Raw genomic sequence first — 19,511 nt, forward strand, 5'->3', positions numbered from 1 at the left:
ACAACTCACGACGGCTGCATTCGGCTCTGGGCTATCTCAGCCCCGTGCAGTTCGAAGATCAACACGCCCAGCAGACGGTCAAAACAGCGGCCTGATCCTGTCCACTCACAGGGGCGCACTCCAGTTCTCCCGCCTATGATGCAGCCGTGAAAATCGCTGCCGAACCCCATATCTGGCACTACTTCGGCAGGCTCAGTTCAAGCAGTACCCGGGAGTTCGGGTTCACGCTCGCGAAGCCACTGCCGAGCAGCTCGCCCTCTCCGATCCGGATCAGTCAAGCGTCGTACTTGGCGCCCTGGAACCGTTCAGCACCCAGCATCGACCCGTTGATGGATGGCGCCCTCCTTTGCGTGGCAGAGCGGGCAGTGGCTTGCGAGCTTTACGCCTGCTCGGCGCCTATGCCAGACAGTCGACGGCGATTTCCGATCCCCCGAGAGCGAACACTGCATGCAGCGCGCTTCCGGGCAGAAGCAGTGTGAGCACCTTACCCGATCGGCAGTTCGCTCGAGCGCTTGACCTGGCCGAGCGCAAAGCTCGACTCAATGGACGCGACGCCTTCCAGGCGCGTCAGCTTGTCTTTGAGGAAGCGTTCGTAAGCCTCGATGTCGCGGACGACGACACGCAGGAGATAGTCGCGCTGGCCGGTCATGAGATAGCAATCCATCACCTCCGGCCAGCGGCCGATCGTTGCCTCGAAGTGGTCCAGCGCCTCCTCCCGTTGCCGTTCCAGCTTCACGGAGACGAAGACGCTGACGGGCAGGCCGACACGGGCCTGGTCGATCACGGCCGCATAGCCCTTGATGATCCCCGACGCTTCCAGCGCCCTTACCCGGCGGAGACATGGGGAAGAGGAAAGGCCGCAGCGCTCCGCCAACTCCTGGATCGTGAGTCTTCCCTCCACCTGAAGGACCGCGACGATCCGGCGATCCGTCGCATCCAGCGCCTTTTCAGCCAATTTCCACCCCTGAACCGACGATTGCGGACGGATCCTGCCACAACCAAGGCTTCGGGCAGGCAAAATCAGCAAGTATCGCTCACTCCGTCGCCCTACGCTCCCCGCAAGGAAAGCGGAGAAAGCAGCATGGCCATCGACCGGATACGCGCCCTGTCCGAACTGGAGCGCAAGATCCTCTGGCTGGCCACCTGGACCATCCACAATGCCAACCACCTCCGCCCGCATGCGGACGGGTTGAAGGTGGGCGGGCACCAGGCCTCCTCCGCCTCGATGGCGACGATCATGACCGCCCTCTACCTCGCCATCCTGCGGCCCGAGGACCGGGTGGCGGTCAAGCCGCACGCCTCACCGGTCTTCCACGCCATCCAGTACCTGCTCGGCCGTCAAACGCGACAGCGGCTGGAGAACTTCCGCGGGCTGGGCGGCGCCCAGTCCTATCCCTCCCGCACGAAGGACACGGACGACGTGGACTTCTCCACCGGGTCCGTCGGGCTGGGCGTTGCGCAGACGATCCTCTCCTCTCTGGTGCAGGACTACGTGGCCGCGAAGGGCTGGCGGCAGGGTCCGGAGGGACGGATGGTCGCCCTGCTCGGCGATGCCGAGATGGACGAGGGCAACATCTTCGAGGCGCTCGCCGAGGGCTGGAAGCACGGAGTGCGCAACACCTGGTGGGTGGTGGACTACAACCGCCAGAGCCTGGATGCCGTGGTGCGGGAGGGACTGTGGTCCCGGCTCGAGGCGACCTTCCGCAACTTCGGCTGGGACGTGGTGGTGCTGCGCCACGGCACCATCCAGCAGGCCGCTTTCGCCGAACCCGGCGGGGAGCGCCTGCGCGCGTGGATCGAGGCATGTCCGAACCAGCTCTATTCCGCCCTGACCTTCCAGGGCGGCGCGGCCTGGCGAAAGCGCCTGACGGACGAGCTGGGCGACCAGGGCGAGGTTTCCGCCCTGATCGCCGGCCGCTCCGACGAGGATCTGGCACGGCTGATGGGCAACCTCGGCGGACATGACCTGCCGATGCTGCTGGAGGCCTTCGAGGCCGCCCGTGCCCATGACCGGCCGACCTGCTTCATCGCCTATACCATCAAGGGTTCGGGACTGCCGCTGGCCGGGCATAAGGACAACCACGCGGGCCTGCTGAACCCCGCGCAGATGGAGGGCTTCCGCGCCACCATGGGTGTGCGCGAGGGACACGAGTGGGACCATTTCGAGGGGCTGGCCGTGCCCGAAGCGGCGTTGCGCGAATTCCTGGCCTCGGTTCCCTTCGCCCAGCCGGCCACCCGCCGGCACGAGGCGCCCGCCATCCCCGTACCCGCCGCGCTGCCCGTCCCGGCGCAGCCGCTGATGTCCACCCAGCAGGGCTTCGGCCTGCTGATGCACGAGATCGCCAAGGGCGAGACGGAGCTGGCGCAGCGCATCGTCACCACTTCCCCTGACGTCACCGTTTCCACCAACCTCGGCGCCTGGGTGAACCGGCGTGGGCTGCACGCGCGGCAGGAGATGGCGGACCTGTTCCGCAAGGAGCGCATCCCCTCAACCTTCAACTGGCAGGCATCCCCCAGCGGGCAGCACCTGGAGCTCGGCATCGCCGAGATGAACCTGTTCCTCATGCTCTCGGCCCTCGGTCTGTCGCACTCTGTGCACGGGGCGCGGCTGCTGCCGGTGGGAACGCTCTACGACCCCTTCATCGAGCGCGGCCTCGATGCGCTGAACTACGCCTGCTACCAGGACGCGCGCTTCATCACCGTAGCGACGCCCTCAGGGGTGACGCTGGCGCCGGAAGGCGGTGCGCACCAGTCCATCAAGACGCCCCTGATCGGCCTTTCCCAGGATGGGCTGGCCAGCTTCGAACCCGCCTTCGTGGACGAGTTGGCGGTAATGCTGCGCTTCGCTTTCGAATACCTCCAGCGCCACGACGGGCCGGCGCCGGACGACCTGCTCCGCGACGCGGCGGGTGGCGCCGCCTATCTCCGCCTCTCCACCCGCAGCATCGAGCAGCCGCAGCGGCGCATGGATGCGGCGCTGGAGGCCGACATCCTGGCAGGCGCCTACTGGTTGCGCCGTCCGGGTCCGAACGCCGAGGTCGTGGTGGCCTATAGCGGGGCCGTGGCGCCCGAAGCGATTGCAGCGACCGGACTCCTCGCCGAGGACCGACGGGATGTCGGACTGCTCGCCGTGACCTCGGCCGATCGCCTGCACACGGGGTGGCAGGCGGCGCAGCGACGGCGCGAGGCGGGCCACCACGGCGCCCGCAGCCACGCGGAGCATCTGCTTGCCGTGCTTCCCCGCCACTGCGCCCTCGTGACTGTTCTGGACGGCCACCCCGCGACTCTGGCTTGGCTGGGCGCGGTCGAAGGCCATCGGACACGCGCGCTGGGCGTGGAGCGCTTCGGCCAGACCGGCACCATTCCCGATCTCTACCGCCTCAATGGTATCGATGCCGAAGGCATCGCGGCGGCGGCACAGGCCATCGCTCCGGGCCCCCCTGTGCGGCATTTGCGGCGGGCCTGGTAAGGCGGCGCGCAGGATTTGGCGGTCTACACAGGGGTGCTCTCGCTCCGGGAAGCAGAGCTGGAAAGGGAGGCTGCAAACACCGACAGCCGGGATGCCGCAGCAGCCCGGGCTGGCTGGTGAAACGGTCCGGCATCGACTAGTTCACGCGGGATGACCCGTGAAGCTCCGCCGGCGCCGACGCGTGAGCGCATCCGCCAAGTGGCCGCGGATCTCTATGTCCTGCGCGGCCATGATGGCTTCAGCTTCGGCGACGTCGCCGCGGCGATCGGCACGACGCGCGCCAACATCCACCACCACTACGGCAACAAGCACCGCCTGATGGCGGAACTTCTGGACGGTTTCGCCGGCGATGCCGAGGCACGCATTATGCAGCACTGGGCCCGGCCTGGGGTGCCGTTCGCCCAGCGCTTTCACCTGCAGCGCGAGGATCTGCGTCGCTTCTACCATCACTTCAACCGGCAGCCGGGCGACCGCAACGTTTGGAGTCCGCTGTCGCGCTTGCGGCTGGACATGCCCGTGCTGGGCGAAGCGGCCATGGTGGCGCTGGAACGGGTCAACCGCAGCTACGAGACCTGCTTGAAGCAAGCCCTCGCCGAGGCGGTCGCGGTTGGCAGCTTCAGCCCGGAGATCGCGGCCGAGGACGTTGTGGGACTGCTGCGCGGCACCTTCCTGTCCTGCGGACCCATGACCCAAGATAGTGGCAGCTTCGCGGAAGTCGAGCGGGTGCTGGGAGCGCTGGAGCGGATGCTGAACGCTGCCTGGGGCCGAGGTCCGGCACAGGATCGCTGACGGAACCGGCACAGGCCGCTTGACGTCCCATGCCAGCCTCGGACAGACTGACTTACGTGGAAGTAAGTGCGAGGCCTGAGGGTACTCGCCGCAGGAGGAACCACCCATGCTGCGTGATCCCCGTTTCGAACGCTTCGAGGTGCTTCCCATGACCGGGGCACTGGGTGCGGAAATCCGCGGTGTGGACCTCGGCAGCGACCCGGAGGACGCGGTGTTCGCGGACGTGAAGCGGGCGCTGGACCATTTCCACGTCCTCGCCGTGCGCGACCAGTCGCTGGACGCCGCCAAGCTGCACCGCGTCGCCCGCCGCTTCGGCCCCTTCAGCGGCAACCCCGTGCATGCCGGCATCGAGGGCTTCGACGACATCGTCCGCTTCGTCCGCGAGAAGGACGACACCGGCAAGGTGATCGGCGAGGACTGGCACATGGACCTTGCCTGGATGGAGCGGCCGCCCGGCACCACCATGCTCTACGGCGAGGAAGTGCCCCCCGTCGGCGGTGACACCTGCTTCTCCAGCCTGGAGCACGCCTATCGCGCCCTGTCTCCCCGCATGCGCGAGCTGCTGGGCGGACTGACCGGCGTGTTCAGCGGCCGCGGCGTCTTCGCCGAGAACGCCGCGCACAAGGGCCTTGCCCTGCGCACCGGCGGCATCGCGGTGGAGGATCTGGAGCGCGAGCACCCCATCATCTGCCGCCATCCCGTGACCGGCACGCGCTACGTCTTCGTGGCCAGCACCCTGTCCCGCTTCAAGGGCATGACGGAGGCCGAAAGCCGCCCGATCATCGACTACCTGATGAAGCTGGCGACCCGGCCGGAGTTCAACTGCCGCCTGCGCTGGGCCAAGGGCACGCTGGGCATGTGGGCCAACCCCTACGTGCTGCACACCGCCATCAACGACTACCCCGGCTACCGGCGCGAGATGTACCGCACCACCGTGGAAGGCGTCCCGCCCCTGGCCGCCCTGCCCGAGCCGCAGGAGACGCCGGTCAGCCAGGCCGCCTGATGGCCGGGGCTTTCCCGGAAGAAGCGCTCCCCGCCCCGCCCCTGGCTACCGCGCCCGGCACCCCCCGCCGCGCGCGGCGGGCCTTGGGCGGCGGCATGCGCGCGGGCGTGGCCGTGTCGCTGCTGGCGCCCACGCTGGCGCTGCTGCTCGCGGCCATCGCCCTGCCGGCGCTCTACGTCGCCTGGCTCAGCCTGACGCAGTCCAGCTTCGGCCAGGCACCCGTCTTCGTGGGGCTGGACAACTACGCGCACGTGCTGGGCGACGGGTATTTCTGGCGCGCCCTGCTCAACACCGTGCTGCTGGTGCTGGTGATCGTGCACGTGGAGCTGCTGGCCGGGCTGGGCATGGCGCTGCTGTTCAACAGCGGGTTGCCGGCGCGGCGCTTCCTGCTGGCCGCCGTGCTCGCCCCCTATGCGGTCAGCGAGGTCTCGGCCGTGATCATGTGGCGCTTCCTGTTCGACCCGGAGATGGGTCCGGTCACCCTGGCGCTCAACGCGCTGGGGCTGCCGGGGCTGGAATGGTCGGTGTCGCCGGTGGCGGGGCTGAGCATCGTGGCGCTGCTCTCGGTCTGGCTGCACCTGCCCTTCACCTTCGTGATCCTCTACGCCGCCCGCCTGTCTGTCCCCGCCGAACTCTACGAGGCCGCGCGGGTGGACGGCGCCACGCGCTGGCAGAGCTTCCGGCGCGTCACCCTGCCCATGCTGCGCCCGGCCATCCTGGTGGCCATGCTGTTCCGCTACATCATCGCCTTCCGGCTGTTCTCCGAGGTCTGGCTGATGACCCAGGGCGGACCGGCCCGCTCCACCGAGGTGGTGGGCGTCTACCTCTACCTCGAAGCCTTCCGCTACAACGCCTTCGGCGCCGCCGCGGCGACGGGCTGGGTGATGGTGGTGGTGTCGCTGCTGCTGGCTTCCGCCTATCTGTGGCGGCTGCGCCGGGACATGGTGGCCGATGCGCAGGTCTAGCCTGGCGCGCGGGGTAGTGGGCGCGGGCAAGGCGGTGGCCGTGCTGATGATCCTGCTGTGGTCGCTGCTGCCCATCGCCTTCATCGTCTCCTCCTCCTTCAAGCCGGCACGCGACATCTTCGCGGTGCCGCCACGGCTGCTCTTCACGCCGACGCTGGCGCATTACGGGCAGCTCTGGGACCAGTGGGGCGGCTTCTTCACCGGGCTGCGCAACAGCCTGATCGTCACGGCGGGGGCGACGCTGCTGGCCGTGGCGGCCAGCGCCATGGCGGGCTTCGCCTATTCCCGCCGCCGCAGTTCCGCCATGGCCGGCAGCGCCGCCTTCCTGGTGGCGGTACGGCTGATCCCGCCGATCGTGATCACCCTGCCGCTGTTTCCCGTGGTGAACCGGCTGGGCCTGGCGGACACGCATCTCGTGCTGGTGCTGCTCTACGCCAGCTTCTTCGTGTCCATGGGTTCGCTGCTGATGCGCGGCTTCATCGACCAGATCCCCAAGGAACTGGACGAGGCAGCGCTGGTGGACGGCGCGGGCTACCTGACCGTGCTGCGCCGGGTCATCCTGCCGCTGGCGGCGCCGGGGATGCTGGCCGTGGCGGTGTTCGTGATCGTCTTCGCCTGGAACGAGTTCCTCTTCGCCTTCGTGTTCACCTCCACCCGCGCCAAGACCGCGCCGCTGGTGCTGGCGGAGATGGTGGGCGCCTTCGACGGGATGGACTGGGGCGTGCTCTTCGCCGCCTCCACGGTGCAGTTGCTGCCCGTGCTGCTCTTCGTGATCATCATGCAGAAGCACTTGGTGGCGGGGCTGACCGCCGGCGCCGTGAAGGGCTGAACAACGGCGCCGCGAGCGCTAGGGGAACCGGGGCGGCACCAGCCGCCTCGCAACATCGGGAGGGGAATGGAAATGGACGCATCCTGGACGCGGCGCCGCTTGCTCGGCGCTTCTCTCGCCACCGGCGCCGCCCTGGCGGGTGGCCGGGCGCGCGCTGCCACGCGGACGCTGAACATCCTGGCGCACCGCGTGCACCAGAACAGCCTGACCACCGGCGCCGCCGGCGACCTGACGCAGCCCTGGCGCGAAGCGAACCAGGCCGACCTGGCCTGGACCACCTTCGACACCGACCCGCTGCAGGACCGCCTGTTCCGCGAGGCCAGCCTGGACCGCACCGATTTCGGCGTGGGCTTCCTGGTCAACAGCCGCGCCACGCCCAACGCCGCGCGGCTGCTGCAGCCGCTGGGCGAATACCAGTCGGCCGCCGCGATCGAGGAGTTCGGCGACATCGCCCCGGGCCTGACCCAGGCCATGACCATCAACGGCCAGCTGATCGGCATCCCCTTCCGCCACGCCACCATCGGCCTGTTCTACAACGAGGCGCTGCTGGAAAGCCGCGGCATCACCGCCCCGCCGAGCAGCCTGGAAGAGCTGCTGGACCAGGCCAAGCGCATGACCTTCCGCTCGGAGGACGGGCGGCCGGTCACGGGCATGGTGCTGGCCAGCGAGCTGACCGTGTTTCCCGTGACCTTCGCGCGGGCCTTCGGCGGCGATTTCATCGGCAACAACCTGACCCTGGTTCCCAACCCCGAGGCGCTGGAAAAGGGCATCGGCGCCATGCGCGCCCTGTTCGAGGCCGGCGCCCTGCCCCGCAGCTACGCCACCACCACCAATGACGAGCAGGTGACCTGGATGCAGCAGGGCCGCGCCGCCTTCACCGTGCTGCCCTTCGCCCGCCATGCCCAGCTGAACAACCGCGAACAGTCGCGCTTCCCCGGCCGCATCAAGGCGATGGAGTTCCCGCTCTCCGAATCCCTGCGCGGCAAGGAGAAGATGTCCTCCGTCACCGAGTTCTGGGCGATGAGCATCCCGCACAATGCCCGCGACAAGGAACTGGGCTGGAACTTCATCCGCGCCATGTCCTCGCGCGCGGCGACGCTGGGGGCGGCGCGCAACGGCAACGGCCCGGTGCGCGTCTCCACCTACAAGGACCCCGGCTTCGCCGCCTCCCAGCCGCTGGCCGAGGTGGAGTCCAAGGCCCTGGAGAACGCCCGCGTGCCGCTGCCCGCCTTCCCCGAAGCGGCGCGCGCGCAGTCGATCTTCGTGGAGGAGGTCCAGCTCGCCGTGCTCGGGCGCAAGACGCCCAAGGAGGCGGTGGCCGCCCTGGCGACGCGGGTGCGCCCGCTGCTGCCCAGCTGAACCGCATGCGCGCGGTCATGGCGGTGGATGTCGGCTCGGGCAGCGCCCGGGCCGGTATTTTCGACGCGGCGGGGCGCTGCCACGGCCGCGCGGCCGCGGGCTTCGACACGCAACGCCCAGTGCCGGATCACGCGGAGCACAGCTTCGATGGCATCTGGGCCGCCGTGTGCGCCGCCACGCGCGGCGCGCTGGACCGCAGCGGCCTGCCCGCCACGGCGGTGGCGGGGCTCGCCTTCGACGCGACCTGCTCCCTGGCGGTGTTCGACGCGGCGGGGGAGCCGGTGACGGTGTCCACCGCCGGCGAGGATCGCTGGAACGTGGTGATGTGGGCGGATCACCGCGCCATTGCCGAGGCGGAGGAGATCACCGCCAGCGGCCACCGCGCCCTGCGCCATGTCGGCGGCGTGATGTCACCCGAGATGGAGCTGCCCAAGCTGCTCTGGCTCAAGCGCCACCTGCCGGGCAGCTGGAACCGCATGGCGCTGGCGCTGGACCTCGCGGACGCGCTGACATGGCGCGCCACCGGACGCGTGGCGGTTTCCGTCTGCACGGCAACCTGCAAATGGGCCTTCCTGAACCACGAGGAGGTGGGTTGGCAGGAGGACCTCCTTTCCGGCATCGGGCTGGAGGATTTCCACCGCCGCACCGGGCAGCCCGACCGCACCCTGCCCATCGGCACGCCGGTCGGCCCGCTGGCGCCCGCGGCAGCGGAGGCACTGGGGCTGACCACCGGCTGCATTCTGGGGGTCGGGCTGATCGACGCCCATGCCGGCGGCCTCGGGCTGCTGGGCGGCTTCGAGGCCAGGGAACTGAACCGGCGGCTGGCGATGATCGCCGGCACCTCCACCTGCCACATGGCGGCCTCGCCGGAGCCGCGCTTCGTGCCGGGCCTCTGGGGCCCCTACGACGGCGCCATGATCCCCGGCACCTGGCTGAACGAGGGCGGCCAATCCGCCACCGGCGCGCTGCTGGACCACCTGCTGGACTGGCATGCGGAAGGCCGTGCCCTCGGCCCCGACCGGCACGACCAGATGGCCGCCCGCATCACCGATCTGCTGGCGGAGCACGGCCCTGCCATGGCCGAGGGGCTGCGCGTGCTGCCGGACTTCAACGGCAACCGCTCCCCCGTGGCCGATCCCGCCTCGCGCGGCGTGATCGAGGGGCTGACGCTGGACAGTTCCTTCGACTCGCTCGCCCGCCTCTACTACGCCGCTGCCGTGGGCATCGCCCTGGGCACGCGCCATATCGTGTCGGTGCTGAACGCGCATGGCTACACCATCGACACGCTGCACCTGGCCGGCGGCCACGTCGCCAACCCCGTGCTGCTGCGCCTCTACGCCGACGCCACGGATTGCCGGGTCGTGGTCCGCGACGAGGTGGACAGCATCCTGGCCGGCACCGCCTGCGTGGCGGCCACCGCGGCCGGGCTGCAGCCCTCGCTGCGCGACGCTGCGCGGGCGGCCAGCGGCGGAGCGCGGGAGATCCTGCCCGATCCCGCCACGCAGGCGCATTTCGCGGCGGAGTTCGGGCATTTCCTGCGCCTGCAGGGCGCGGCACGATGACACGGTGGGGCGGCGCTGAACGGCGGGCCGCTGGGGAGAAGTGCCGGAATGGCTGAGGTCGTACTGCGCGGTGTGGTGAAGGAGTACGAGGGCGGGGGCGGGCAGGCGGTGAAGGGCATCGACCTGGAGATCGCCGACCACGAGTTCGTGGTGCTCGTCGGCCCGTCGGGCTGCGGCAAGTCCACCACGCTGCGCATGATCGCGGGGCTGGAGGAGATCTCGGAGGGCGAGATCAGCATCGGCGGCCGCGTGGTCAACGACGTCGCCCCGCGCGACCGCGACATCGCCATGGTGTTCCAGAACTACGCCCTCTACCCGCACATGAGCGTGCGCGAGAACATGGCCTTCAGCCTCAGTCTGCGCAAACGACCCCGCGCCGAGATCGCGGCCCGGGTGGAGGAGGCGGCGCGCATGCTCGACATCACGCCGCTGTTGGACCGCAAGCCCCGCGCGCTCTCGGGCGGGCAGCGGCAGCGGGTGGCCATGGGGCGCGCGGTGGTGCGCGACCCGCAGGTGTTCCTCTTCGACGAGCCGCTGAGCAACCTCGACGCCAAGCTGCGGGTGCAGATGCGCACCGAGATCAAGCGGGTGCACCAGCTGGTGCCCACCACCACCGTCTACGTCACGCATGACCAGGTGGAGGCGATGACCCTGGCCGACCGCGTGGTGGTGATGAACGAGGGCCGCATCGAGCAGGTCGGCCCGCCGCAGGAGCTGTACCACCACCCGCGCACCCGCTTCGTGGCGGGCTTCATCGGCAGCCCGGGGATGAACTTCCTCCCCGCCCGGCTGGAGGGCGCGGACGGGGCGCTGACCCTGCGGCTGGCCGACGGCACCGCCCTGCCCGTGCCCGAGGTGCTGCGGGCGCGCCACGCGGCCCAGGCCGGGCGCGAGGTGGTGCTGGGGCTGCGGCCCGAGCACTTCGGCGACGCGCGCGAGGCGGGTCGGCCGGGGGTGGCGGCGTTCACGGCCACGCCGGCCGTCACCGAGCCGATGGGGGCGGAAACGCTGGTGCACTTCGCCCTGGCCGGGGTGGCGGCCTGCGCCCGGCTGGCCCCCGACACCTCGGCCCAGCCCGGCACGCCCCTGCCCATGACCGCCGACCTCAACCACATGCACCTGCTCGACCCGGCTTCGGGCCTGGTGCTGTAGCCGGCACGACACCTTCGGCCGGAAGAACGCATGTGCCAGAGCTGATCGGGCTGGCGCCGGCCCGAAAGCAGGAGTGCCCCGTTCAGGCAGTTCTGTCGCCGGCCGAACCTGCATTCCGGATACTCGACGTGTCGCACCACTGCCTCTTTACCCGACCAGCACCAAACACCCGATGACCCCGCGGCCGTCCCTGCGTATGGTTCCTCCCAAGACGAACCAGGGAGGCAGCGTTGTCGCAGCAGATTCGAGACTATCCCACCACCGAGACTGACTACCTGCCGCACGTCATTGCCCGCTGCGTCGAGAAAGCGAACCGTGATGGCCTGCCGCACCGCTTCCGACTCAATGGCGCCGAGGTGACCGTCAGCCCTGGCGCGACGGCGGCGGAGGTGAACGCTGAGGTCCAGCGGCAATGGCAGGCAGGCCGCACCCTGCCGGCTGTGGACAGTGGTGCAGGGAGCCCGGAGGTACCGTAGCCGGCACACGGGCCGACAGGATGCTGTCGTGATGGCACGGCATTGAGCCGATCCCGGGATAAACAAGAGGGCGGCTTGGACGTGCAGGAGGACGGAACGGCAGCCCGCCAGGGCTCGATGGCTCTTCCCGCCATCGGGCTCACGATCCTCTCGGGACTGCTCTACGTCCTGGGCTACGCAGCTTCCAAGAGCCTGGTCACGGATCATGGCCTGAGCCCCTTGCAGGTCACCTTTCTTCGCTGCGGCGTGATCCTCCTGGCAGGTCTGGTGGCGGCCTCCTGGCCGGGAAGCCGGATGAGTTGGCATCGCCTGCTGCGGCCGCAGAGGGCTTGGGAGCAGAGAACGGCGGCGGCCGCGCTCGTCGCCTCGAACGCGCTCGCGGTGCTCGCCTACACGCTGCTGTCCGTCACCGCCGCATCCGCCCTCGGCTTCACCGCACCGCTGCTGCTGGCCCTGCTCGGCGGCCTGTTCCTGCGCGAGCGGGTTTCGCTCGGCCGCTGGCTCGGGACGTCCGTCGGCTTCGCGGGCATGCTGCTGATCGTGAAGCCGGGCGGGGAGGCAAGCCTGCCCGGCATTGCGGCGGCCTTTGCGGGCGCGCTCACTTACGCCGTCTACCAGATCCTCATCCGGCGTTTGCGTGATGTCGCCACCACGCGCGATACCGTCATGCAGGTGGCCCTGGTCGGGGTGGTCCTGCTGGCGGTGCCGGTCGCTGCCGACTGGCGCCCGGTCAGTCTCCTGGCGGCCGGGCTGGTCGTGGTGGTGACCCTCGTCCAGACCGCCGCCCTGGCGAGCATCGCGGCGGCCCTGCACCGTGGCGAGGCGTCACGTTTGGCGCCGTGGCAGTTCTCCGGGCTGCTGTGGGCCATGGCGCTCGATGCCCTCGTGCTCCACGTCATACCGGGAGCCGGAAGCCTGATCGGCGCCTTGCTCGTCATCGGCGGCGGCGCGTTGGCCCAAACGCTCAAAGCCCCGGAACGCCGCCGAGTCTGATCATGCCGCGGCAACCGTGGTTGGCATGCTCCTATGCCGCCGTTGGGTTCAAAGGGGACAGGGCCGTGGCGGCCAGGGCGGCGACGGCAAAAGCGAGTGGGGCGAAGGACAACCAAAGGACGGTGTTCCACCCATAAGATGCCAGCAGGCCGCCGGACAGGAAGGAGCCGAAGGCCATGGTCCCGAACACCACGAAGTCGTTGAAGGACTGCACCCGCGCCCGTTCCTCGGGACGGTGGCATTCCAGCACCATGGCCGAGGCGCCGACGAAACCGAAATTCCAGCCGAGGCCGAGCAGGATCAGCGTTCCCCAGAAATGCGCCACCTCCACGCCCCACAGCCCGACCGCAGCGGAGGCGGCCGTCAGCGCCAGCCCCGCCATCACGACGCGGGACGCGCCGAAGCGCGTGATCAGGCGGCCGGTGAAGAAGCTCGGGGCGTACATGGCGATGACGTGCCATTGCAGGCCGAGGTTGGACGCTTCCTGCGACAGGCCGCACATCCGCATCGCCAGCGGCGCGGAGGTCATCAGGAAGTTCATCAGCAGGTAGGACACCACCCCGCAGATCACGGCGGTGACGAAGCGAGGCTGGCGCGCGATGGTGCCGAGCGGGCGACCACCGCCGGCCGCCCGCTCAACCGCCGTCGGGGCGGGCAGCCGGATCCCGAGCAGGACCAGGGCGGAGAGCGCGGCCACGGCAGCCTGCGCCAAAAAGGTGGCCGCGAACAGAAAGGGCGGCCACAGGTCCATCGTGTAGGTCACGAGTTGCGGGCCGAGGACGCCGGCGAAGACCCCGCCGGCCATCACCGCGGACAAGGCCCGCGGCCGTCGTTCCGGCGGCACGCAGTCGGCGGCAGCGAAGCGGAAGCTCAGCACCACGGCGGCATAGGCGCCGCCGAAGAAAGTCGCCGCGCAGAACAGCCAGAAGGAGCCCAGCACCAGGGCCAGGGCGGCCAGCAGGCCGACGAGCACGCCGCAGCCGGCTCCCGTCAGGAAGGCGGCGCGGCGGCCGTGGCGCTGGGCGATCATGCCGGCGGGCAGGGTGCAGGCCGCCATGCCCACCACGAAGATGGACACGGGCAGGGTGGCCAGGGCGGGGATCGGCGCGAGGCTGCTGCCGATGATCGCGCCGGTCGCGTAGACCACCACGGCATTCGCCCCGGCGAGGGCCTGTGCGACCGCCAGCCGCAACACGTTGCCGCGCTCGTGCCGGTCGGGCGAGATCGGGGGCGGGGTGGCTGGGGTGGCGGTCACGGCGTTCGCTCGGGTCATGGGTGTTCTTACCCCGCGAGCCGGCGGTGCCAAGCCCTGCCTCCGGGCGGCAGGAGACGAGTACGAAGCTGCGTTCCCGGCGTCGGTGCCTGCGGGTGTTCAAGGCGATGGAACTGCTGGGCGGCGGCCATGGCGTCCCACAGGCCGCCATGGAATCCGGCTACGGCTCGATCTCATCCCTCATTGACGAGAGGCGGCTTCGTTTGGACAGAGAAGCCTTTCGGTGCCTGTCCATTCAGGAAGTCCTCGAGCGAGAGCAGCCCATGTCCCATGGCTCCCTCCAGGACCGTCACATCCTTGAACCGCGTCGCTTCATAGAGCCAGCTCTTCGGCGGCGGCAGATCCCAGGAATGCCGGTTGGCGCGATGCCAGCGGGCCGGCTCATCGTCGATGTCGCCCATCTGGATAGCATTGGGCAGGATCTCGACCCGGTGCCCGTCAGGGTCGCGGAAGTACACGTAGGTGGCGTGGCCTTCCCCATGCCGGCCTGGGCCACGCTCGAGCGAATGCCGAAAGCCGACATTGTTCGCCGTGTCCAGCGCCCGGAACAGGTAATGGGACTCCGCCACGATGTAGCCGAAGTGGTGCATCACCGGCCCGGGCCGCGTGAGGAACACCACGTCGTGCGGGTTGTTTTTCCGGAACATGAAAATGCCGAGCGGTCGCTCATCCTCCGGCCGGTCCACGAAGTAGTCGGAGATGCGGAAGCCGATATCGGTATAGAACCGGCTGGCCGTGACGACGTCGGGTGCCAGGAGCTGGAAATGATCCAGGCGCAGTGCGGCTGCACCCTTGTGGAGCTGGAACTGGTCATGCAGCCGCTGCTGCGGCGGCATCCGGGCGCAGAACTCCAGCGGCACGCCGACACTGTCGTTGACGTGCAGCGTCTTGCCCTGGAACGGCACCTCGACGAAGCGGCTCGCGATACCCTGGGCATCGAAGTGATCCTTCGCCCGGTCCAGGTCCTCGTCCCGCAGGACGCGCAGGCCGACCCGCTCGCAAACCGGCTCGCCTTCCGCTTCGCGCAGGACGAGGCTGTGATGGGCGCTCTCCTCCACCCCTCGGAGATAAGCCGCACCATCCTGCTCCGCCGTGACGACGAGGCCGATCACCTCGGTATAGAAGGCTTTGCTGGCCGCGAGGTCGCGGACCGTGAGAACGATGTGGCTGGCCCGCGTGACGTTGAACGGGGGATCGAAGTTGGTGGAGGGGATCATGTTGCGCTCCGCGGTCACAGCCGCTTGAACCAGGGTTCGTTCTCGATCTTCAGCGGCCCGTTAATCCGCGCCACAGCATTATACCAGGCGACGGCCATGACGACGTCCATGACCTCGCGCTGCGGGAAGGCCCGGGTCAGCCCGTCCCAGGTGGCCTCGCTCACCTCGATCCGCTGGGTCGCCTCCACGGCGTAGCGCAGCAGGGCCCGTTCGCTCTCGTCGAACAAGGGCGAGGTTTCGAAAGCGTCCAGCGCTTCCAGCTTTTCCCGCGCGATCCCGGCCCGGATCGCATGGTTCCAGTGATGGTCGAACTCATAGGCGGAGTTCGCGGCGCGCGCCGTCATCATGATCGCCAGTTCGCGGTAGCGCGCCTCCAGCACCGAGCCACGCCGCATCTCCCCCGTGAAGCTCAGCAAGGCGTCCAGCAGGTTCGGCATGTTGGCGAGCGCGAGGAACACGTGCGTGGTCGGGCTTCCCCGCTCGCGCTGCATGCGGTCGTAGGTGTCGCGGTATTCCGCCGGAACGTCGTCCCGGCTCGGCAGTGGCACGCGGGCCATGGATGCCTCCCCCTACTGCGACACGATGTTGCGTTCGCGGATCACCCGGCCCCAGTCCTCCCATTCCTTGTCGACCCGCGCGCGGATTGCTGGAAGCTGCTGCGCCGTCGTCAGCATGGAGGCTTCGGTGGCCCTTGCGCGGAATTCCGGCGTGTCCATGATCGCCGCGATCTCGGCGTTGAGCCGTTCAACGATCGGCGCCGGCGTTCCCGCGGGGGCGAAGACGCCGAACCAGTAGTCCATGTTCACCGCCGGCGCGACCGTTTCCGACACCAGCGGCACATCGGGCAGCGCGGTCGCGCGCCGCTCTCCCACAACCGCCAGTGGACGCGCCTGGCCTGATGCCAGCAGAGGCCGCGCCGACAGGATGTCGAAGAGCACGACCTGCACGTCGCCCGCGGCGAAGGCCGTGGCGAGCGGCCCTCCTCCGTTATAGGGCGCATGCACCATCTCCGTGCCGGTTTCCGCCATGAACAGTTCCATGGCGACGTGGCTGAAGGCCCCGACGCCGTGGCTGCCAAGGTTGAATTTTCCAGGGTTCGCCTTCAGCTCCGCGACGAAGTCCTGGATGGTATTGGCCCGGACCGCGGAGCTCACCACGATCACCGACGGGCCGCTGAGCGTCACCGCCACGGGTACCAGGTCGCGGGGGGTAACGTAGGGCGGCGGCTGCCGCAACTGCGGCGCCACCAGCGTGCCGCTGCTGGAATGCAGCATAATCGTGTGCCCATCCGGCGCCGACCGCACCGTTGCCAGCGTTCCCACGATGCCACCCCCGCCCGGCCGGTTCTCCACGATCACCGGACGCCCCAGGCGCTGTGTGAGCGGTGCGGACAGCACCCGGGCGAAGATGTCGCTCTGGCTGCCCGGTGCGACGGGGGCGACGATGGTGACAGGGCGGCTGGGATAGCTGGTCTGGGCCAGGGCCAGGCTGGGCATGGCCAGCGCGGTGCCGGCGATCAGGCCACGGCGCGTGATGGTGTTCATGGTGTTCCTCCCCTCTGTTGTTTTGTGCCGCGCGAAGGCCGCTAGACCGTGTCGGCGACCTCCGCCGTGATCCTGCCCTGCGGCGCCCCAAGGCGGGTTTCGCCGGTCAGGCAGGATGTCATCGCGCGCTTTCCGCGGCCTGCTCGCTTCGCAGGGGCTTCAGGGCCGCGGTCCACCGGAACAGCTCATCCAGCATCACCTTGGCGGATGATTGCATGATCTCGTTCGGGGTGAAGATGCCGTTGGCGACGTGCTGCGCCACCATCGGGATCGCCACACCCTCCAGGATCGGCACCATCTTGAGCGTGTTCAGCGTCATCTTCCCCGCCAGCACAGCGCGGATGCCGCCGGACATTCCGCCATAGCTGACAAAGCCCGCCGGCTTGTAGTTCCATTCGTTGTAGACGTAGTTCAGGGCGTTCAGCAGGGCGGGTGGCGGGCCGTAATTATACTCCGGCGTCACGAACACGAAGGCATCCGCAGCCGCGACGGAGGCGCTCCAGCGCCGCGTGTGCTCGTGCTCGTACTGGGCCAGCCGGGGATGCCGGGGTTCGTCGTAGATCGGCAGGTTGAGCGCCGCGAGATCCACCAGCCGCGCGTCGAAGCGGTTATGCGCCTGAGCCGCCGCATGGAACCAGTTCGCGATCGGCTCCCCCACTCGCCCAGGGCGCGTGCTGCAGATCACCGTGTGAAGGCGCAGCCGCGCCAGCCCGTTTCCGACCGCAGCTGGATCCATGGTGAGCCTCCCTGTTAAAACCGATCATGATCGGTTTTCGGGATCACGGCAAGGCTCCGTCCTGCGCCGGCCGGCATAGGCCCACCCACCGCCAGCTTGTATGATCGGGTTTCGCTACGGAGGGTCGATGGACAAGCAGGTCAGGCGCGAGGGATGCACGGCGGACAGGCTCGGCCGCCGCGCCCGCAACAAGCAGGACAAGCTCGCCCGCATCCGTGTTGCAGCCCAGCAGCTCTTTTCCGAGCGCGGCTACGACGGCACGACGCTGCGGGAAGTCGCCGCCGCTGCCGGCGTCGGCTTCGGGACCATCTTCGCCTATGCCCATGACAAGCGCGACCTGCTGTTCCTGCTCTTCGCCGAGGACATCGCCCGCCTTACCGCCGAGCCGATCCGGACGCTCGATGGCCGGCGTCCCCTGATCGAGCAGCTGCTGCACATCTTCAGCGGCAACTACGAGTTCTTCGCGCGTGATCCCGCCCTGTCCCGCGTTCTGCTGCGGGAGATTACCTTCGACATGTTCAGCCCGTCGCAGCGCAACCACCTCCCCGACCGGTCCCTCATCATCGCCGGGTTGAACTACCTTGTTGCCGCAGCGCAGAGGCAAGGGAGCATCGACGGCCGGTGGTCGCCCGACCTCGTTGCCCTGACGCTCTACTCCACCTACAGCGGTGCCGTCCGGCAATGGCTGCGGTCCCCCGATCCCGTGGCCGCCGAGGGGATCGCGGCGCTCCGCGAGATGCTTCTGCTTCAGATCAGCGGGCTCAAGCCGCGGGGCAGCGACGCATGATGGCAGCCGTTTGAAGGCCGGAGCTGCCTTCCCTGGATCCCGTAGGGTGTGGGCGAGCCCGCGGAGGGTCGCGACGCCCCCGGCCCCCAGGTCCTCACCGCCAGCAGGGACCGGTGTGCCGCCGGCCGCCTTCTCCAGGCCACAGCCACCTAGCGACAGCCCTCGTGCCCGGCATCATCGAAGGCCAGTTGCAGTGCAGCCAGCGCCGCCTGCTGCGCCGCCGTGGGCAGCCATTCCCGCCGCGCTGTCAGCCCGATCCAGCGCGCCGGGCCGGTGATCGCGGTGGGCAATGCCGTCAGGTCGCCTGCGGCGGCGATCTGACGCCAGGACAGCAGCGCCAGCGCCCCCGCCGCCCGCAGCACGGCAACCGTGGTCTGCGGAGAATTGGTTTCCAGCAGGACGCGCGGCCGGCGCGGCAGGGTGGCGAACAGCGCCTCGGCGGCGAAACGGCGGGACAAGGGCAGCTCCGCCAGCACCCAGTCGGTTGACGCCAGGGCTTCCGGCGTCACGGAACCGCGGTTGGCCAAGGCGTGCCCGGCCGGGGCGGCCAGGACGAAGGCATCCTGGGCCAGCGGCGTTTCCGTGACGTCCGTCAGCGCAGCGGGCGTCCGCACCGCACCGAGCACCGCGTCGAGTTGTCCGTGGCGCAGCTGCCGCAGCAGCGCGGCGTGATCACCCTCATGCGTGCTCAGCTGCAGCGGCAGCCCGTCGGCGATGGTCAGCACGGCACGCGCCAGCGGCGCCTGCGGCACCATCGGCAAGACCCCGAGGCGAAAGCGCGCTTCTGCCCCCGTCGCCGCCAGCTCCGCCAGGCCTTGCTCGATCTCCACCCGCGCCAGGGCGAGACGCCGCGCCAACTCCAGCCCGCCCGGCAGCGGCACGGTGCCCTCACTGCTGCGGCGGTAGAGCTGGACGCCAAGGCAACGCTCCAAGCCATGCGCCGTGCGGGCCAGCGTCGGCAGGGTGACGCCGCGCCGACGCGCCGCGGCCGAAAAGGTTCCGGCTGCCCCGATGGCCAAGTGGGTTTCCACGGCGGCGTCGGTCAGCAGGCCGGGGCGAGCCGTGCTGCCGCAAGCCGCGAGCCCGGCCCGGAGCTGGGCCTGCATCCGCTCCCAGCGTGCCAGCAGTCCGGCCCCGGCCTGACTGGGAAAACTGCCGCGCGGCCCACGCAGCAGCAGCCGGCAGCCCAGCTGCGCTTCCAGCCGGTTCAGCGCTTGCGACAGCGCCGGCTGCGACAATCCCAGGGATGGCGCAGCAGCGCCCAGGCTACCCACCCGCGCCGCCACCGCGAAGCACTCAAGATCTCGCAGCCCAGGCAGGCTGCCCCACATCCGGAGATCCATCATAGCCCGGAACT

Annotated in this window: 18 protein-coding genes; 11 read left to right on the forward strand and 7 right to left on the reverse strand. The window is 69.5% G+C overall.

Annotation, left to right across the window (positions count from 1 at the left end):
- Positions 1-484 precede the first annotated feature (484 nt).
- On the reverse strand, positions 485-1,027 hold the full coding sequence (locus ACLIBK_RS19090; protein ID WP_415388887.1) for an Lrp/AsnC family transcriptional regulator: 543 nt from the start codon (positions 1,025-1,027) through the stop codon (positions 485-487).
- A 54-nt stretch (positions 1,028-1,081) separates the two neighbouring features.
- Between ACLIBK_RS19090 and ACLIBK_RS19095 the strand changes: the two genes are divergently transcribed.
- The 10 genes from ACLIBK_RS19095 (at position 1,082) to ACLIBK_RS19140 (ending at position 12,597) form a co-directional block, all read left to right on the forward strand.
- Complete coding sequence (locus ACLIBK_RS19095) at positions 1,082-3,469, forward strand: 1-deoxy-D-xylulose-5-phosphate synthase N-terminal domain-containing protein (protein WP_415388888.1); 2,388 nt, start codon at positions 1,082-1,084, stop codon at positions 3,467-3,469.
- 150 nt (positions 3,470-3,619) lie between these two features.
- Positions 3,620-4,258 carry a TetR/AcrR family transcriptional regulator gene (locus ACLIBK_RS19100; protein WP_415388889.1) on the forward strand — a complete coding sequence of 213 codons (639 nt, stop codon included), beginning with the start codon at positions 3,620-3,622 and terminating at the stop codon, positions 4,256-4,258.
- 106 nt (positions 4,259-4,364) lie between these two features.
- Positions 4,365-5,261, forward strand: coding sequence for a TauD/TfdA dioxygenase family protein (locus ACLIBK_RS19105; RefSeq protein ID WP_415388890.1), 897 nt, complete (start codon positions 4,365-4,367; stop codon positions 5,259-5,261).
- Positions 5,262-5,356: 95 nt separating this feature from the next.
- The gene (locus ACLIBK_RS19110; RefSeq protein ID WP_415388891.1) at positions 5,357-6,226 is read left to right on the forward strand and encodes a carbohydrate ABC transporter permease; all 870 of its coding nucleotides are present in this window, start codon (positions 5,357-5,359) and stop codon (positions 6,224-6,226) included.
- Positions 6,213-7,055: a carbohydrate ABC transporter permease gene (locus ACLIBK_RS19115; protein ID WP_415388892.1), complete on the forward strand. Its 843-nt coding sequence runs from the start codon at positions 6,213-6,215 to the stop codon at positions 7,053-7,055. Before ACLIBK_RS19110 ends, ACLIBK_RS19115 begins: the two co-directional genes overlap by 14 nt.
- 72 nt (positions 7,056-7,127) lie before the next feature.
- Complete coding sequence (locus ACLIBK_RS19120; RefSeq protein ID WP_415388893.1) at positions 7,128-8,414, forward strand: extracellular solute-binding protein; 1,287 nt, start codon at positions 7,128-7,130, stop codon at positions 8,412-8,414.
- 5 nt (positions 8,415-8,419) lie between these two features.
- Entirely contained in the window at positions 8,420-9,976 is a 1,557-nt protein-coding gene (locus ACLIBK_RS19125) for an FGGY-family carbohydrate kinase (RefSeq protein ID WP_415388894.1), read from the forward strand.
- A gap of 48 nt (positions 9,977-10,024) precedes the next feature.
- Positions 10,025-11,128, forward strand: a complete 1,104-nt coding sequence (locus ACLIBK_RS19130) for an ABC transporter ATP-binding protein (RefSeq protein ID WP_415388895.1) — start codon at positions 10,025-10,027, stop codon at positions 11,126-11,128.
- A gap of 230 nt (positions 11,129-11,358) precedes the next feature.
- Positions 11,359-11,604, forward strand: a complete 246-nt coding sequence (locus ACLIBK_RS19135; RefSeq protein ID WP_415388896.1) for a hypothetical protein — start codon at positions 11,359-11,361, stop codon at positions 11,602-11,604.
- A gap of 81 nt (positions 11,605-11,685) precedes the next feature.
- On the forward strand, positions 11,686-12,597 hold the full coding sequence (locus tag ACLIBK_RS19140) for a DMT family transporter (protein WP_415388934.1): 912 nt from the start codon (positions 11,686-11,688) through the stop codon (positions 12,595-12,597).
- Between the two features lie 31 nt (positions 12,598-12,628).
- Here the strand turns inward: ACLIBK_RS19140 and ACLIBK_RS19145 are convergent, their stop codons facing one another.
- The 5 genes from ACLIBK_RS19145 to ACLIBK_RS19165 form a co-directional block, all read right to left on the reverse strand.
- Positions 12,629-13,870: an MFS transporter gene (locus tag ACLIBK_RS19145; protein ID WP_415388897.1), complete on the reverse strand. Its 1,242-nt coding sequence runs from the start codon at positions 13,868-13,870 to the stop codon at positions 12,629-12,631.
- Positions 13,871-14,043: 173 nt separating this feature from the next.
- Positions 14,044-15,087 carry a VOC family protein gene (locus tag ACLIBK_RS19150; RefSeq protein WP_415388898.1) on the reverse strand — a complete coding sequence of 348 codons (1,044 nt, stop codon included), beginning with the start codon at positions 15,085-15,087 and terminating at the stop codon, positions 14,044-14,046.
- Between the two features lie 14 nt (positions 15,088-15,101).
- A complete protein-coding gene (locus ACLIBK_RS19155) occupies positions 15,102-15,644 on the reverse strand; it encodes a carboxymuconolactone decarboxylase family protein (RefSeq protein ID WP_415388899.1) in 543 nt (180 codons plus the stop codon).
- A 12-nt stretch (positions 15,645-15,656) separates the two neighbouring features.
- On the reverse strand, positions 15,657-16,631 hold the full coding sequence (locus tag ACLIBK_RS19160) for a Bug family tripartite tricarboxylate transporter substrate binding protein (protein WP_415388900.1): 975 nt from the start codon (positions 16,629-16,631) through the stop codon (positions 15,657-15,659).
- Between the two features lie 118 nt (positions 16,632-16,749).
- Complete coding sequence (locus tag ACLIBK_RS19165) at positions 16,750-17,367, reverse strand: NADPH-dependent FMN reductase (protein ID WP_415388901.1); 618 nt, start codon at positions 17,365-17,367, stop codon at positions 16,750-16,752.
- A 127-nt stretch (positions 17,368-17,494) separates the two neighbouring features.
- On the opposite strand from ACLIBK_RS19165, the gene ACLIBK_RS19170 reads away from it, so the two are divergent.
- The gene (locus ACLIBK_RS19170; protein WP_415388902.1) at positions 17,495-18,154 is read left to right on the forward strand and encodes a TetR/AcrR family transcriptional regulator; all 660 of its coding nucleotides are present in this window, start codon (positions 17,495-17,497) and stop codon (positions 18,152-18,154) included.
- Positions 18,155-18,303: 149 nt separating this feature from the next.
- Here the strand turns inward: ACLIBK_RS19170 and ACLIBK_RS19175 are convergent, their stop codons facing one another.
- Positions 18,304-19,500, reverse strand: coding sequence for a LysR family transcriptional regulator (locus ACLIBK_RS19175; protein WP_415388903.1), 1,197 nt, complete (start codon positions 19,498-19,500; stop codon positions 18,304-18,306).
- Between the last annotated feature and the right edge of the window lie 11 nt (positions 19,501-19,511).

Source organism: Roseomonas sp. BN140053, assembly GCF_047690175.1.
Classification (GTDB): domain Bacteria; phylum Pseudomonadota; class Alphaproteobacteria; order Acetobacterales; family Acetobacteraceae; genus Roseomonas.

Bases quoted from the DNA above. Each gene is read 5' to 3' on its own strand.
- ACLIBK_RS19095 (WP_415388888.1), top strand. From the start codon at position 1,082: ATGGCCATCGACCGGATACGCGCCCTGTCCGAACTGGAGCGCAAGATC.
- ACLIBK_RS19100 (WP_415388889.1), top strand. From the start codon at position 3,620: ATGACCCGTGAAGCTCCGCCGGCGCCGACGCGTGAGCGCATCCGCCAA.
- ACLIBK_RS19105 (WP_415388890.1), top strand. From the start codon at position 4,365: ATGCTGCGTGATCCCCGTTTCGAACGCTTCGAGGTGCTTCCCATGACC.
- ACLIBK_RS19110 (WP_415388891.1), top strand. From the start codon at position 5,357: ATGCGCGCGGGCGTGGCCGTGTCGCTGCTGGCGCCCACGCTGGCGCTG.
- ACLIBK_RS19115 (WP_415388892.1), top strand. From the start codon at position 6,213: ATGCGCAGGTCTAGCCTGGCGCGCGGGGTAGTGGGCGCGGGCAAGGCG.
- ACLIBK_RS19120 (WP_415388893.1), top strand. From the start codon at position 7,128: ATGGACGCATCCTGGACGCGGCGCCGCTTGCTCGGCGCTTCTCTCGCC.
- ACLIBK_RS19125 (WP_415388894.1), top strand. From the start codon at position 8,420: ATGCGCGCGGTCATGGCGGTGGATGTCGGCTCGGGCAGCGCCCGGGCC.
- ACLIBK_RS19130 (WP_415388895.1), top strand. From the start codon at position 10,025: ATGGCTGAGGTCGTACTGCGCGGTGTGGTGAAGGAGTACGAGGGCGGG.
- ACLIBK_RS19145 (WP_415388897.1), bottom strand. From the start codon at position 13,870: ATGACCCGAGCGAACGCCGTGACCGCCACCCCAGCCACCCCGCCCCCG.
- ACLIBK_RS19150 (WP_415388898.1), bottom strand. From the start codon at position 15,087: ATGATCCCCTCCACCAACTTCGATCCCCCGTTCAACGTCACGCGGGCC.
- ACLIBK_RS19155 (WP_415388899.1), bottom strand. From the start codon at position 15,644: ATGGCCCGCGTGCCACTGCCGAGCCGGGACGACGTTCCGGCGGAATAC.
- ACLIBK_RS19160 (WP_415388900.1), bottom strand. From the start codon at position 16,631: ATGAACACCATCACGCGCCGTGGCCTGATCGCCGGCACCGCGCTGGCC.
- ACLIBK_RS19165 (WP_415388901.1), bottom strand. From the start codon at position 17,367: ATGGATCCAGCTGCGGTCGGAAACGGGCTGGCGCGGCTGCGCCTTCAC.
- ACLIBK_RS19170 (WP_415388902.1), top strand. From the start codon at position 17,495: ATGGACAAGCAGGTCAGGCGCGAGGGATGCACGGCGGACAGGCTCGGC.
- ACLIBK_RS19175 (WP_415388903.1), bottom strand. From the start codon at position 19,500: ATGATGGATCTCCGGATGTGGGGCAGCCTGCCTGGGCTGCGAGATCTT.